Source organism: Nocardioides sp. JCM 18999, assembly GCF_055391175.1.
In genome coordinates this window covers 430,634-444,052 of sequence record NZ_AP043887.1, presented here as the reverse complement: position 1 = coordinate 444,052, position 13,419 = coordinate 430,634, and the positions used below count along the sequence as shown (strand labels likewise).

Sequence of the window (13,419 nt, the reverse complement as noted above, 5' to 3'; positions counted from 1 at the left end):
GTCAGTCTCCGCGATGCTCAGTTCACATCGCCGCACTGCGTGCTACCACCATCGACCGTGCCTGCGACGTGAAGTGAAGGTGGGGGATCGCTTGATGAGCGTCGGCCCCATTGTTCTGCCAGATGCAGATTCCAGGATTGCTACGCGGAGTCAATCGCCATCGCTGCCCTACGGAGGAGGTCCATCGCCGAACGTGCTTCGCCGTCCTGGGGCTCCAGCATGGCGGAACATGCTGTGTGGGGACCACCAGCCAGTGGGACACCTGTGCACAATTCACCGTGGATGTAAGGACCGGACGGCAAAGTGCGGACTTGCTGCTCGCGAAGGCGGTTCGACACTCCCCAATAGGCATTGCTCCAGCGCCGCTCAGAGATACGGGCGTAGACGCTCCGCGATCAGGTCGGTTTCGCTGATGCTGAGCTCGTCGACGTCGTCCCATTCGGTGCCGCCCCCTGGAACTGTTCCCGCGACGTGGATATGAAAGTGCGGGATCGCTTGGTTTGCCTCCACGCCGTTGTTCTGCCAGATGCTGATGCCTGGTCGCCTGTCGGCTTGGTCAATGGCTGAAGCTGCCCGCCTCGTGAGGTCGATGACAGCGTGGGATTCATCATCCCTTAGGTCTAGGACGGTCGGAGCATGCCTGACGGGGACAACCAGAACGTGGGATGCGCCCCGCTGCTCGCGGGTTACAAGGATGGCTGCAAGCTCCTCCCGGAAGACCACAGTGTATGGACGCGCGCCCGATAGGTAGTCGCAGAAGGCACATGGAAACGCATCTGGAAGAACGATGTGGCTCATGAGTACTTTCGAAGCGAGGCAAGGAACTCCCGGATCTCAAGCAGGTCGAGCCGCTTCTCGTCCTCAGGCCGAACAACGACCACCAGTTCGTCGCATACCCGCTCCTTCCGCGAGGCGAACATGAACGAGAGGATCAAGAAGCGAACCGCATCCTGCATTGGCAACACCGTGGACATGCCGGATTGACCTAGGCCGATGACCGGCGCAGAGACGGCCTCTCCATTGGAGCGTCGGCGAACCTCGTCCCAGAGCCGTTCCATGGCCTCCCACAGCACACCCATGGAGGAGGAAGCCTTGTTGTGCTCATCCAGGCTCGTGTACGCGACACAGAAGTAGTTTGTCCGGTGGTGGCTGATCGTTGCCACAGTGCCAAGCGCGTAGCGGTCGGTGTTGCCCGCCTTAGCGACCGATCCAACCACAGGCTTGCCTGCGAGCGCGGCGTCAAGCTCCGAGCGGAGTGATCCAACATCGTGGGCATAGACCCGATCGAGAAACTGACCCTGGACGCTGTTCGTCGCAATGATGTGCGGCGTCTCGATGTCGAAGGTATCGGCCATTCCAATAACCAAGCTTGTTCCCTGCTCGAACAGGTCACCCGTTACGACCCGGATCTTCGTGTCGGGCGTCGAATAGTGCTGCTCAACCGGGTACGGCCACGACCTACCTACTGCGTAGGCGAGCGACAGCGCCGGGACCACAAGAACCCCGGGGGTGCCCCACTGGTCAAGCTTGTCCGGCCAGAAGAGATCGAATAGCCCAAGCACCGCCGCAAAAATACCCAGCGCAACGAATGTGTGGGTCGCAAGACCAAGCCAGAACCGGCGGTTCCGCAGGTCACGAGTGAAAGTCACGCTCACAGCCTGTCGTAAATCTCCTGCTTGTAGTAGTGAGGCCCCTTGTTCGCGCTGGAGGGGTAGACCGCGGCGTAATTGTCAAGCGCGAACTTGATGATCTTCGGGCTGAAGGCCACCGACAACGTGTAGTAATCGGCGTTGAGAAGCGGAGCAGGAATGAAGTTCTTGTCGATGTTCTTGTCCCCGTCGTGGTTCGCGATCACCACGGGTAGGTCGAACTCCATCATCACGGCGACCTCGTATGCGAAGAACGAGACACCGTCGCCACCCTTCTTCTTCGCCTCCGGCGTGCCAATGATGACCACCTGCTTGGCGTTCTTCATCCGCTCACGCAGGTTGCGCTTGATGGTCTCGGGCTTGCTCGTGTCACGAGAAACGAAGAGGTCGTGTGCATCGAGGAAGCTGAAGTCGATCTTGTCGTTCTCTCGCCAGGCCTCCATGAGGCGGTAGAGGTGAATATTCTCGCTTGCGAATGCCACGTAGGTCTTGTTGCGGTAACTCATGGGTCTCCTGTCGGCTGCCGACCTGAGTGTCACAGCCTAGAAGAGGCGTCCGACACAACCAGCCGCCCACGCCGCTAAGGCATGGCTTCGGAGGCCTGCTCTGGACCGATGCGGTGGTGCGGCCACGTCCGCTTTGGGGCTTAACAGCGCGGGAGTGGTCGCGGCCTTGTGGTAGCCCATTGCGGGTGAACAGACGTACCTACTTCGGAACCCAGCGCCGCTTGCCGTCGGTATCTATGACCAACTTTGTGCGCGCCCGGGATTCGCGGTCGGCGACCCGGGCTGCGGCAGCGCGTTTTCGCTTCTCTACCAAAGTCAATTCCGGCACGTCAAGCTGATCACCGATCTGGTGGCCCGTCGGATGGAACGGGCGTGATGTCAGTCGATAGCGATCAGCGAAGCCGACTGTTTTGATCAAGCCAGCGGCGGCGAGGTGAAGGAGCCAGGCATTTATCGGAGCATCGGCCGCACGGCGATCGAATCCAATGCCGTTCTTCTCCAAGGCTTCAGCGGCGGCTACTAGACCGAAGGGTTCGGTCTTCTTGTGTACGAGGTCCTCGTAGATCAGTGCGCGCCAGAGCGGGTCGGCCGCCTCGATCGCGGGTGAGGTTCCCTGCCAGGCGCCTTCGTTGGAGCCCTTCGTCATCGCGAGGTCCTCGGGGATTGAACCCCATCGGTCAATGAAGGTTTGGCGGAGTGGCGAGGCCTCCCACAGCGCCGCCCACGCGATGCGGTACTGCTGCCGTTGGTCCTCAACTTCCGCCTGTTGCCTCTCGGCGGCCTCGATCGGAAGCATTGACGGCGTACGAATGCCGTGCCGGGCGCTAAACCGGCATTCGTCGAGCGGATCAATATGAAGCCAAGCGTGCCCGCTGCCGTCATACCAGGCGGCGCCGGTGCTGTCTGTCAGCGTGCCGATCTCGCGGGTCACCGGATTAACGAGGACTACCGGCTTTCCTGCGCGTGCGATCGCTGCGGCCAGTTCGGGGAGCACGACTTCGTTGGCTGCGCATCCGATGGCTTTCGCGGGTCGGACGCGAGTGTGGCCGATTAGCCAGAGGGTCGTGATCGATGCTGCATCGAGGTCCTCCTGCTTTTTGCGCCAGTCGTCGACCGCCCAGGCTTTGTACTCGACCTCATACGCGACCTGGGCTCCTGTCCTGCCTGTGGCGATGACGTCCGGCCTCCGGTGAAGTGCGCTGTTGGGGTCCTTCACTGTCTGCTCAACTTGGACTGTCGCACCATCCGGCACGACGCCGGCGAGCCACTGGGCGATCATCGCCTTTGCAGCGAGGTGCGATTCCGACTCAGGCTCGGTCTCATGCGGCGTCGTGTTGGGGTGAAAGTAGTGATCTCTTCTCGATCCGCCTCGGGTCGATATCTCGACGTCGCATCCGGGATAGGGGCATCGGAGGTGCTTCTTTGCGTACGGCCGAAGGCTGTCGGCCTCACCGACCTCGATGTACCGAGGCTCGCCTGTATCGCGGTGGAGCGCCCACACCTGGCAACGCTCACCGTTAAGAAATACCTTCGGGTGCGATGTCATCCGACGAGGGTAGGTAGGGATAGCCGCCCTTGAGGGCGCATTGCAAGGATTCCTCGGCGACCACGCGCCCTCGGAGACAGCTCAGGGGTGCAGGGCGGTGTGCTCGTCCCGTGTATTGGATGCCGCCCGGTCCAGCTCGTCGGAGAAATGCTGGATTGCGGCGATGGCATCACGAACTCTGCTGTGTGAAGTCTCAGGACATCGTGGACGCGCCATGCACGGTCAACGCCCATTCAAGTGCGTTCAAAGCGACTGCGCGTGACCCCCTGCTCGACGTCTCGAACGGCTGTCTCGCGGCAGATCCGGCCGCTGCGTCGATCTGGGCTACTAGAGACTTCTGGAAGGACCGGTGTCTGGCCAGACTTGGTCTAGGTGCCTAGCGGGCTCACTCTCTTCTGGGCTGCCCACTCCGGTGTGGCTCTTCTGGTTTGCGGCCCGCCGGGCGAATCGGTGATGTCCTCGACCGGGCCCGCCGTTTCGACGATCAGATCCGCGACTTGGTCGATGCCGCCGATGTCGTGGCAACGCTTCAGATGGTCCGTTGCTTCAACCAGACTGATGGCGAAGAGGGCCTTTTCGGATGACACCTCGACCGCTCGCAACTCGATCTCCTTCACACGATGCGAGCAGACATCGGTTCCGACGAATACGGAATCACTCACTGGTTGATGCATTGGCGAGCGACGGGCCAAGCTCCCCAGGCGACGCCAGGTATGACGTTTCGCGATGTGTTCAGCTGCGATTGCCCACCCCGCGTGCTGGCTGAGCAACTGCCGACACGGACTAGGCAGCAGCCGAAGGTCGCGCCCCTGTGTCTTGGAACCCAAGGACCGCACAAGTCATCGCGTTACCGGTAGCAAGCTGGGGCGGCCAAGGCTTGCTCAGGCTCCTCGATGACTGCCGACGACGCCTCTGTCCCGGAGTTCGTGCGGCCGGCTGCGATCATGGCGGAGCGCCGCAGAAGCCTTGAGGAATGGACGACTTAGTTACCGATGCCGTACGCCGTGTCGATCCGCCCACGTCGCACTTTTCGGTCGATCGTCTAGCGACGCCGACTTTGTCTACCAGCCTTGCAAATGTTCCATCCGTTCCTCAGACACGGCTTCGTCTAGCTCCGTCCGTAGTCGGGACGCGGCAACCTCGCAAACGCGTCCCAGTTCTGGCCGGCGCGCACTGAGCCCAGCGAAGAAGGTCAGATCTCCTCGGATGGACTCAGCCACAGATCCAGACGTCTCGCGAGTCATCAACGCCCTGCCGGCGATTACCTCGGGGTCGACCCCAGCTGCGACCAGCAATGGCGCAAGACCCTCAACCGTATGATCACGGCGCCCGCTCATCGAACGAAGCAACAGGTCGACTTCGACAACGCCTTCGGCGAGGAGTTCGGCAGCGACCCCATCGCCCATCCCGAGCAAGTCACCGGCGAATCCGCTCCTGATCAAGGTAGCGGCAGGAAGCTGCGTGCAAATGCGCCGCTTCTGCGCAGAAGGCAACGCCCGAATTACCTCTGAGAACGATTTCACTGGGCCACGGAAGCGATACGACGAAGAACGCATCTCGGCGTTTGCAATGAACCATTCTGCGCATAGTTCGGGATCCGAGGTGACCGCGTATGCGAGGATTTTCTCAAGTCGCCACCGTGAGTGATGCGGTAGGTCTTCAGGATCGGCACCGACCAAGGCGGCACGCCATTCTTGACGCAGGCCATCGGGAAGTTGGGGGCCGTGTTTGGTTCCCTCCCCGAAGGAGACAGCCGCCGCGGCCCGAACCTCGGCGAGCGGGTGAACAATCAAGGCACGAAGCATCGGGGTCGCAGTATCAACGGTCCAAATGTCTCCAGCGATGGCAGCGTCGCCCTTGCGCAGAGCGGCTAGGACTGACTGCGCGACCGAGTCGAGTTCGTACGTCTCGTGGAAGAACACGCGCAGCACCAAGTCACGCAGGTTGAGGTCCCCGAGAGCGTCCTCCACCAAGTCATCGACTACCAGCTGATCCGCTCGAGCTCTGGTTAACATCGGGCCGACGACACTGCGGATCCCGCTGTCGACCGCTATGCGAAGCCAGGCAGCTGGCTCAGCCACATGCTCAGCTAGGAGCGTTGCGAGGCCATCCCCGCCGTAGTGCCCATCGAGCACCTCCGATTCAAGTAAGAGTCGTTCGAACTCGTTCAAGCCGTCTCTGGCGCCGAGACCGGCGAGTTCCATGGCCAGGGCGTCCTCCTCACGGCGACGTTCTGCAATCCATTCTTCGATGTCATCGTCAGGCTCTCGGACACCAACGAACCGCGCGATGCGGTCATCCAAAATTGGTAGCGCATCGAACCCACTCGCACCGTTGCTCCAAAGCGCAATCAGGTCCAGTTGACGATTCACTCGGACTGGAATCGCAGGGAATCGATGAGCTAGGTAAGCCAGGGTCTTGAGTACCCGCGCGGCTCCCTCGCGGGCGACCGTTTCGAGTTGGGGCGATGTCGCTTGTCGTTCATCCACGCTGCCTGTGGAGAGAGACGACCACACCCGGAACACTTCGCAGAGATGCGAGGCCGCGGGGCGGGACAACTCTGATCCGACGGCACCGCGTACGCGCGAGTCAATCTCGTCCCAGAGGCTAACGAGCTTGGCGACGGCGTCTGCTGTCTCGATTCCCCTCGCGATCGTGAAGCTGCGATGGCTCCCTGGGTCCAGCCAGGTGCCCTCGACGTGCGGATCGAAGATGTAAGAAGCCGCTTCTGCGAGCACTCGCCAACGCGTTTCCCCAGGGTTCTCATCGAACCAGTCGAGTGCATTGCCCAGTATTCGCTCCCGGAGTTCAGAGATAGGCCCCATATCGGGATCGAGGTACTGCGTCAGCTCCTGGACAGCTCGCATCGGGTGATCGGGGTGACTATGACGGGGCCTATCGTCCTCGATCGTCAGGTCGAGCAGGCCTTTCGTTGATTCACTCGAGCAGGTTCGACGAAACGCCGAGACCAAGACGTCGGTCGCAGCGTCTCCGATGGGATCGGAGCGCGTACCGAAGGCATTCGTCTCGATCTCACGGGGCGCGGCAAGCACCCGCCGCGCCAGCGCCGCTGCCCGGTCGGCGGCCCCTTCGGTGAGTTGGCCGTACAACGCGACCAGCCCGAGCACCGCTTCGTCGTTCGTGCCACTCGCTTCAGCCGCGAGGAACCACTTGTCCGCGAGGTCAAGAGCCTCTCGGCCCGGCACAAGGCCCGCGATCTGGAGCAGCGTCCGATCTAACCTTGGATCCGGGGCGAAGCGCGTCACGATGCTTTCCCAGCGTCGCGTCTTACGCACGCCAAAGAACCATGCCGCAACCATCAATGGTTGAAGAGCCGGGAACACGGTCCAGGAATCTCCCGTCCGCGCGACCATGCCGCCCTGAGCAGTCGCCTCAAGCCACGAGACGAGGTCGGCGTAGCCCGCACCTGTCACGGCCGCAACAGTCTCGAGATCCTCGAGGGATGCCGTTCCCAGCGCTGCGATGCACGCGAGAGCATCATTGAGTGCAGCAGTCCCCGAAATGGATCGCGATAGCCCGGCCACCTGGTCAAGTAGATACTGCCCCGACGTCAGGCCCTCACCGTTGCCATCGACTACTAGCTCGCTGAGGACCGACGCCCACCCCGGCCTGCCGTCCGATTGGTCAAGGATCACCTGACGAGCGCGTACCCCAAGAATGCCGAGCTGCTGGATCAGCTCGTCGATCTCCGCCCGCGGCTGGCGGTCAAGTTGAACTCGCGTTGGCATCTCCAACAGCGGCTCGACATCGGACTCAGCGCCCGGCCAAAGAACGGCAACAATCCCGAACGAGAGCTGCTCCCTGACGCGCACGCGGACAAGCTCCTCGAGAACATCCAAGTGCAAATGCGCGTCGTCGAGCACGACAATGGAGGGGGCGGTGGCGACGAGGTCATCAGCTAGATGCTCCCGCGCGCGCCACTCGATCTGGTGGATCGAGCCGTCGAGCTCAGAGACCAGGCGGCTCTTCCCGACTCCAGGGAGACCCACCAGGCTGGTGTCTCCCGGGAGCTCGACGGCAGCCTGTAACTCACTGAGCTCGTCCGCCCGCCCGATCATCGCCGGTTGATCTGAAGTTTGCGCTGTCCGGGACCTCACCGCTTCAAGACGCCCTTGCACTCCGGTCAACGCGACGCGCCATTCCGGGTCCTTCCGCAACGCGTCTAGCAGCCAGCCTCGGGTCCAAATCTGAGGCACCGGAAGGTTGTTCAGTTCGCAGAACTTCAGGATGTTGCGCCGCTTAGCGTCTGAGAGCGGAGCATGTGTGACCATGACTAGCTGGTCGACCCGGAAGGGCACTCCAGAGGCTCGGGTCTTCTCCCACATCGCGTGGCTGCTCTTGAGATTGTCGAGCATGTCGCCGGTCGTGACGAGGATGCGACCACGCGAGTCAGGATCGTCCGCGATCGGCCCGTAGATGTCCGCGTCGCGACCGCCATCACTACCGCCCTCGATCGGCTCGACCTTGTCGTAGACGTTCGCCATGAGCGCGACAGCGCATCGCTCGAAGACGTCGGCGTTCACACCGCGATCGAGCGCAGCCTCGACCCGGCCAATAAGGTTCACACGCCGAGGATCTCAGGTGTGCCGCCCGCCCGGCTGGATTCAAGGGAACTGACTAAGGTGCGGGCGGTCGCGAACGCTCGATCTCGAGCGCTCCACGCTCTGGGCTGATAACTGTTGGAAAAGAATCATTTATGTCTTCCAGGCGCTGTTACTATTCGAATGTGAACAGTGAAGGTGGCGCGATCGAAGACCTGATCCTCCTCCTCGGTACACAGTTCCGCGCCCAGCGACTGGCCCTCGACCTCGACCAAGAGACCCTCGCACTGCGCGCCAACGTGAGCCCGAGCGCAGTCCGCGGGCTCGAGGCCGGCCGCGGCACCAGCTTGCGAACCCTGGTTCGCGTCGCCCGAGCCTTGGGCCGCCAGGACTGGATCGAGGACTTCTATCCCGAACCCGAGGTCAGCCCGCTCGCGCTCGCCCGCACCATGGAAGGCACCACCGCACCTCAGCGCGCCTCACGGAAGAAGAAGCACTGATGGCCTTCGAAGCCGTCACCGTGCTCCGCGTCCGCGCCTGGGGCCATGACGTCGGCGCCCTCGCCGCCAGCCGCCAACGCAACCTCTACGCCTTCGAGTACGAGCCCGCGTGGGTGCGCCGCAAGATCGAACTCTCCCCCGCCCAGATGCCCACCACCTCCCGCGTCCGCACCTGGCTCTTCCCTCAACTCCCCACCGAGACCTTCCATGGGCTGCCCAGCCTGATCGCGGACTCACTGCCCGACCGGTTCGGCAACGCGATCATCAACGCCGCCCTCGCCCGCGAAGGAGTCACGCCCGAAGCCGTCACCCCGCTAGACCGTCTGGCCTACCTGGGCGAACGGGCGATGGGGGCCTTGACCTTCCACCCCGACCAGGGCCCGCGACGGAACCTCCCCACCAGCATCGAACTCGCCGACCTCGTCACCGCCGCCCGCGAAGCACTCCAGGGCAACCTCAACCCCGACTCAGCCACCCACTCACTGACAGAACTCCTCTCGGTCGGCTCCTCCGCCGGAGGGGCCCGCGCCAAGGCCGTCGTGGCCTGGAACCGCAGCACCGGCGACCTCCAAGCGGGCAACCTGCCGGCCCCCCACGGCTTCGAACAGTGGCTACTCAAGTTCGACGGCGTCGAGAACACCGACAAGGGCACCGTCTTCGGACTCGGCCAGGAGTTCGGCCGCATCGAGTACGCCTACTCCCTCATGGCCCGCGACGCCGGAGTCGACATGGCCGAGACCCACCTGCTCGAAGAAGGCGGCCGGGCGCACTTCATGACCCGCCGCTTCGACCGGCCCGGCGTCGACGGAGCCCGCCTCCACATGCAGACTCTCGGCGGGCTCGACGGACTGGACTACAACCTTGTCGGAACGCACGACTACGCGAGCTTGTTCAACCGGACGCGCAGTCTGACCGAATCCCCTGCCGACCTCGCCCAGGTCTTCACCCGCGTGGCGCTCAACATCCTTGCGGCGAACAACGACGACCACGTGAAGAACCACTCGTTCCTGCTCCCAGAGAGCGGCGGTTGGATGCTCTCCCCGGCCTACGACATCACCTTCGCCGACGACCCCAGCAACAAGTGGCTCGCCCATCACCTGATGGGTGTCGAGGGGAAGTTCTCCGACATCACCCGCGCCGACCTCATCCGCCTCGGCGAGCGCTACGAGGTCCCCGGCATCAAGGGCATCCTGGACCGGGTCAGCGAAGCCGTCGCCCACTGGCCCACCCATGCCGACGCCGCCGGACTCAGTCCTGGCCGACGCGACGCCATTGCGGCCCGCCTGGCCGAGGTGGCCCGGATCAGCGCCTGATTCTGCTGACCGACCGGGCGGGCCGCTCCGAGGTAGAGTGGAGGTCGCAGGCCCCCGCTCCGCTTCGGCGTTCGAGCAAGGTCACGAACCCTCGCCAGGCAGGCCCGGTGATGCAACTTGACGATGCAAACGGCCTCGAAACGGCCGTTTTTCGCCGGATTCACCCGGTCCATCGCGGGGCACGATTCACGGCGAAAAGGGCCTCTGACCTGCGGTTTTCGTCAATGACCGGTCGCTGTAATTATGACACTGAGGGCCATGGCACCAATGACAGCACCAGCGGCCAGCGAAAGCCTCCCGACGTAGACGGCGGCAGACCCGGAACGGCAGGCTCAGTAGCCGAAAATGTGAAGTGATCGCACGTTCGTGTAGTTGCCGCTGGTGAAGAACGACCCAAGACGCTTCACGACGGCGGCGTACTCCTTCTTCGGCGCCATCGTCGGGTTGTGCCGCAGCGCCTGAGGCACCATCAGGAACAGATGATGGGCGTGCTCGCAGATGTGGCATTTCCAGAGATCGAGGAGGTCCATGTTGTTCGTGGTCGTCTTCCCCCGCTCGACCTCCATCAGGATCCCGGAGTCGCCCTCGGGCCGGAAGTAGTCCGGGCGGAGGGCTCGGTTCTCGTAGGTCTCGAAGAGCCCCTTCGCCTCACTCGTGAATCCGAGCTCGGTGGCGAAGGGGAGGAATGTGGCCTGCACCTCGGCGCTACTGATCCCCGGCATGTTCGCTCGGATCAGGAGCTCCCGCGCGCTCACCGTGTTGAGGTGGCCCAGAAGCTTGTCGCTCACCCGTGTCACGGCCCTGCTCTCCGCCGAGTCTCGCCATTCCTCCTGAAGGAAGATCGATCGCATGGTGGGCACAGCGGCAGCTTGGCGGACGAAGGGACCGAGCGTCAGCGAATGCGAGGTTCCGAGTTGCGAGGCTCGCTTCACTCACACCTCGAACAGCGGCGGGCGGGTCGCTACGGTGGGCCAGTGGCGACCGATGACACCCTGAAGCGCTGGCACGACGCCGTTCGAGCCAAGCGCCTGCCGGACGACTTCCTGGCCGACGACGCGGTCTTCCGTTCCCCGGCGGTGCACCGGCCGCAGGAGGGTGCCGAGCTGACGAGCCGTTACCTCCAGGCTGCCCTCGTCGTTCTCGGCCCGACGCTCGCGTACCAGCGCGAGTGGATCGCCGAGAACAGCGCAGTGCTCGAGTTCACCGCCGACCTCGACGGGATCGCGGTGCACGGGGTCGACATGATCACCTGGGGCGAGGACGGCAAGGTCACCGAGTTCACGGTGATGGTCCGACCGGTGAAGGGGCTTCACGCGCTGATCGAGCGGATGGCAGCAGAGCTGACGCGCGAAGCCACCGCCTGAGCACCAGTCCGGTCTAGGGTGCGAGGCGTGACTTCGCCCAGCGGTGCACCGGAACGTTTCGTCTCTGCCGGCCGGCTCCCGGAGATCGCCGCCGTCCAAGCGATCGTCGATGACGCCCACGCGCAGTTCCTCACCGAGACCTCAGGTGCGCTCTCGACGGTCTACCCGGCGCTCGAACGCGCAGATCCGAACCAGTTCGGGCTTGCCGTCGTCTCGGCCGGCGGGGAGCTGGCCACGGCCGGCGACGCCGAGGTGAGCTTCACGACGATGAGCGTGGCCAAGCCGTTCGTCTTCGCGCTCGCGTGCGAGGCCCACGGCATCGAGGGCGTACGGCGCCGGATCGGGGTCAACGCCACCGGGATGGCGTTCAACTCCGCCTTCGCCGTCGAGCGCGACCCGCACGGTCGCACCAACCCGCTGGTCAATCCGGGCGCGATCGCCACGACGAGCCTGATCCCTGGTGACTCGGTCGAGGAACGCTGGACCTACGTCCGCGATGGCCTGTCGCGATTCGCCGGCCGCCCGCTGGAGCTCGACGAGGAGACCCTCGCCTCGGCGCGGGCGACCAACTTCCGCAACCGCGGCCTGGCCAACCTGCTGACCGGGCTCGACGCCCTGTTCTGCGAGCCGAGCGACGCGGTCGAGGTCTACACCCGGCAGAGCTGCCTCTCCGTGACCGCGGTCGACCTGGCTGCCATGGGCGCAACGCTCGCCGCCGGCGGCTCGAACCCGATCACCGGGCTTCCGGTGATCAGCCCCGAGGTTGCCCGGGCCGCACTCGCGGTAATGACGATCGCGGGCCTCTACGAGACCTCCGGCGACTGGCTCTTCGACGTCGGCATGCCCGGCAAGAGCGGGATCAGCGGCGGGATCGTCACCGTCTCCCCCGGCAAGGGCGCGCTCGCGACGTACTCTCCACCGCTTGATCCCGCAGGGAACAGCGTGCGAGGTGGCCTCGCTTCACGCCACCTCGCACGCCGCCTCGGGCTCGACGTACTCGCCTCCGAGTCCGTCGCTCCCTGAGGCGCTCAGGTGCCAGAACTGACGGGCAGGGACCTATGCGGCACGCGCGCACGCTGACCTTCCCGAGTTCGATGAAGGTCAGGCCTGCCGGGCGCCAGCCATCGCGGCTCGGCGGGCTCTGAGTGCACGAAGGACCTCTGTCGCAGCAGCCCGATCAACTGGCTGGCCCTCGAGCGCGGCGAGCCAGTCGCCCAGCTTCCGTCCAGCGACGAAGTCGATCCCGTCGGTGTTCTCCCCTTCAGACACTGAGTCCTGATCGGCGCCCCACAGGACAACCACCGATCGAACGCTCAGCGGATTCACCCGTGCGCGTCGACTTCCGCGGGCCGCCCCGTTGACGAGGTCCCGCGTCAGCCCCTCGGCTCGCAGGCCCACCTTTCTGGCCGCTTGCGCCATTTCTGCTCGATCATCTGCCTTGTTCCGCCACTTGGAGTCAATGGCCACGAGTCCGCCTCGGCGAGTCACGACGAGGTGATCGATATCGCCGTACTCAAGCTCGAGGCTGTCGACCCACCCCCAGATGTGGCCCTTCCGCTTCGCGCGCAAAAGCTCATCCCGTGTGTTGTCCTCTCCCCAGGCTCCTCGGACATGCCAGATCGCCTCGGTGTCATTCGCGAGGTACGCGGTATTGAGGAGATGGAGATACGCGGCTACGCCTCCGGCTTGGAGCACGCCGACAAACCACCAGGTGAAGGGGCGGTCGGGCATGGTGGTGGCGACGAGCCACCCGAGCATGCCCAGAAAGACAACGACACCCAGGGTGAGCGGGACGATGAGCCTGGCGTTCCGACCGAGCCAAGCGGCCAGCCGCGTTCGGAACCTTCGCCGAGAGTACGGATGAGGTGCGCGCATCGTTGCTCCCAGGGTGTCGGGTGTCCAGCGTCAAACTAGTGCGACTTTTGCTAGTCACGTGGCTGAATCCACCGACCCAGTTCGAAGAACGTGTGATCGTGCGG

12 protein-coding genes are annotated in these 13,419 nt (G+C 63.9%); 4 read left to right on the top strand and 8 right to left on the bottom strand.

Annotation, left to right across the window (positions count from 1 at the left end; all coding sequences use genetic code 11):
• Window positions 1–366: 366 nt before the first annotated feature.
• The 6 genes from ACZ5J1_RS02100 to ACZ5J1_RS02075 all read right to left on the bottom strand — a co-directional run bounded on the left by ACZ5J1_RS02100 (window position 367) and on the right by ACZ5J1_RS02075 (window position 8,287).
• Entirely contained in the window at window positions 367–798 is a 432-nt protein-coding gene (locus ACZ5J1_RS02100) for an HIT family protein (protein WP_464562048.1), read from the bottom strand.
• Window positions 795–1,649, bottom strand: a complete 855-nt coding sequence (locus ACZ5J1_RS02095) for a macro domain-containing protein (RefSeq protein ID WP_464562046.1) — start codon at window positions 1,647–1,649, stop codon at window positions 795–797. Before ACZ5J1_RS02095 ends, ACZ5J1_RS02100 begins: the two co-directional genes overlap by 4 nt.
• A 2-nt stretch (window positions 1,650–1,651) precedes the next feature.
• Window positions 1,652–2,155 (bottom strand): TIR domain-containing protein, encoded by a 504-nt coding sequence (locus ACZ5J1_RS02090; protein WP_464562044.1) that lies wholly within the window; start codon window positions 2,153–2,155, stop codon window positions 1,652–1,654.
• 199 nt (window positions 2,156–2,354) lie between these two features.
• Window positions 2,355–3,701, bottom strand: a complete 1,347-nt coding sequence (locus tag ACZ5J1_RS02085; protein ID WP_464562042.1) for a competence protein CoiA family protein — start codon at window positions 3,699–3,701, stop codon at window positions 2,355–2,357.
• A gap of 368 nt (window positions 3,702–4,069) precedes the next feature.
• A complete protein-coding gene (locus ACZ5J1_RS02080) occupies window positions 4,070–4,318 on the bottom strand; it encodes a hypothetical protein (RefSeq protein ID WP_464562041.1) in 249 nt (82 codons plus the stop codon).
• Between the two features lie 444 nt (window positions 4,319–4,762).
• Window positions 4,763–8,287: an ATP-binding protein gene (locus ACZ5J1_RS02075; protein WP_464562039.1), complete on the bottom strand. Its 3,525-nt coding sequence runs from the start codon at window positions 8,285–8,287 to the stop codon at window positions 4,763–4,765.
• 161 nt (window positions 8,288–8,448) lie between these two features.
• On the opposite strand from ACZ5J1_RS02075, the gene ACZ5J1_RS02070 reads away from it, so the two are divergent.
• On the top strand, window positions 8,449–8,763 hold the full coding sequence (locus tag ACZ5J1_RS02070) for a helix-turn-helix domain-containing protein (RefSeq protein WP_464562037.1): 315 nt from the start codon (window positions 8,449–8,451) through the stop codon (window positions 8,761–8,763).
• A complete protein-coding gene (locus tag ACZ5J1_RS02065) occupies window positions 8,763–10,076 on the top strand; it encodes a type II toxin-antitoxin system HipA family toxin (protein ID WP_464562035.1) in 1,314 nt (437 codons plus the stop codon). Before ACZ5J1_RS02070 ends, ACZ5J1_RS02065 begins: the two co-directional genes overlap by 1 nt.
• Window positions 10,077–10,408: 332 nt before the next feature.
• Here ACZ5J1_RS02065 and ACZ5J1_RS02060 read toward each other — a convergent pair whose 3' ends face one another.
• A complete protein-coding gene (locus ACZ5J1_RS02060; protein WP_464562034.1) occupies window positions 10,409–10,864 on the bottom strand; it encodes a hypothetical protein in 456 nt (151 codons plus the stop codon).
• Window positions 10,865–11,050: 186 nt separating this feature from the next.
• Between ACZ5J1_RS02060 and ACZ5J1_RS02055 the strand changes: the two genes are divergently transcribed.
• Together ACZ5J1_RS02055 and glsA are read left to right on the top strand one after the other, a co-directional pair.
• Window positions 11,051–11,440, top strand: a complete 390-nt coding sequence (locus ACZ5J1_RS02055) for a nuclear transport factor 2 family protein (protein WP_464562032.1) — start codon at window positions 11,051–11,053, stop codon at window positions 11,438–11,440.
• Between the two features lie 27 nt (window positions 11,441–11,467).
• Window positions 11,468–12,463 (top strand): glutaminase A, encoded by a 996-nt coding sequence (gene glsA, locus ACZ5J1_RS02050; RefSeq protein ID WP_464562030.1) that lies wholly within the window; start codon window positions 11,468–11,470, stop codon window positions 12,461–12,463.
• 78 nt (window positions 12,464–12,541) lie between these two features.
• On the opposite strand, the gene ACZ5J1_RS02045 is transcribed toward glsA, so the two are convergent.
• Window positions 12,542–13,198 carry a hypothetical protein gene (locus ACZ5J1_RS02045; protein WP_464562029.1) on the bottom strand — a complete coding sequence of 219 codons (657 nt, stop codon included), beginning with the start codon at window positions 13,196–13,198 and terminating at the stop codon, window positions 12,542–12,544.
• Between the last annotated feature and the right edge of the window lie 221 nt (window positions 13,199–13,419).

Coding starts and splice junctions, on each gene's coding strand:
- ACZ5J1_RS02100 (WP_464562048.1), bottom strand. CDS start 798: ATGAGCCACATCGTTCTTCCAGATGCGTTTCCATGTGCCTTCTGCGAC.
- ACZ5J1_RS02090 (WP_464562044.1), bottom strand. CDS start 2,155: ATGAGTTACCGCAACAAGACCTACGTGGCATTCGCAAGCGAGAATATT.
- ACZ5J1_RS02085 (WP_464562042.1), bottom strand. CDS start 3,701: ATGACATCGCACCCGAAGGTATTTCTTAACGGTGAGCGTTGCCAGGTG.
- ACZ5J1_RS02065 (WP_464562035.1), top strand. CDS start 8,763: ATGGCCTTCGAAGCCGTCACCGTGCTCCGCGTCCGCGCCTGGGGCCAT.
- ACZ5J1_RS02045 (WP_464562029.1), bottom strand. CDS start 13,198: ATGCTCGGGTGGCTCGTCGCCACCACCATGCCCGACCGCCCCTTCACC.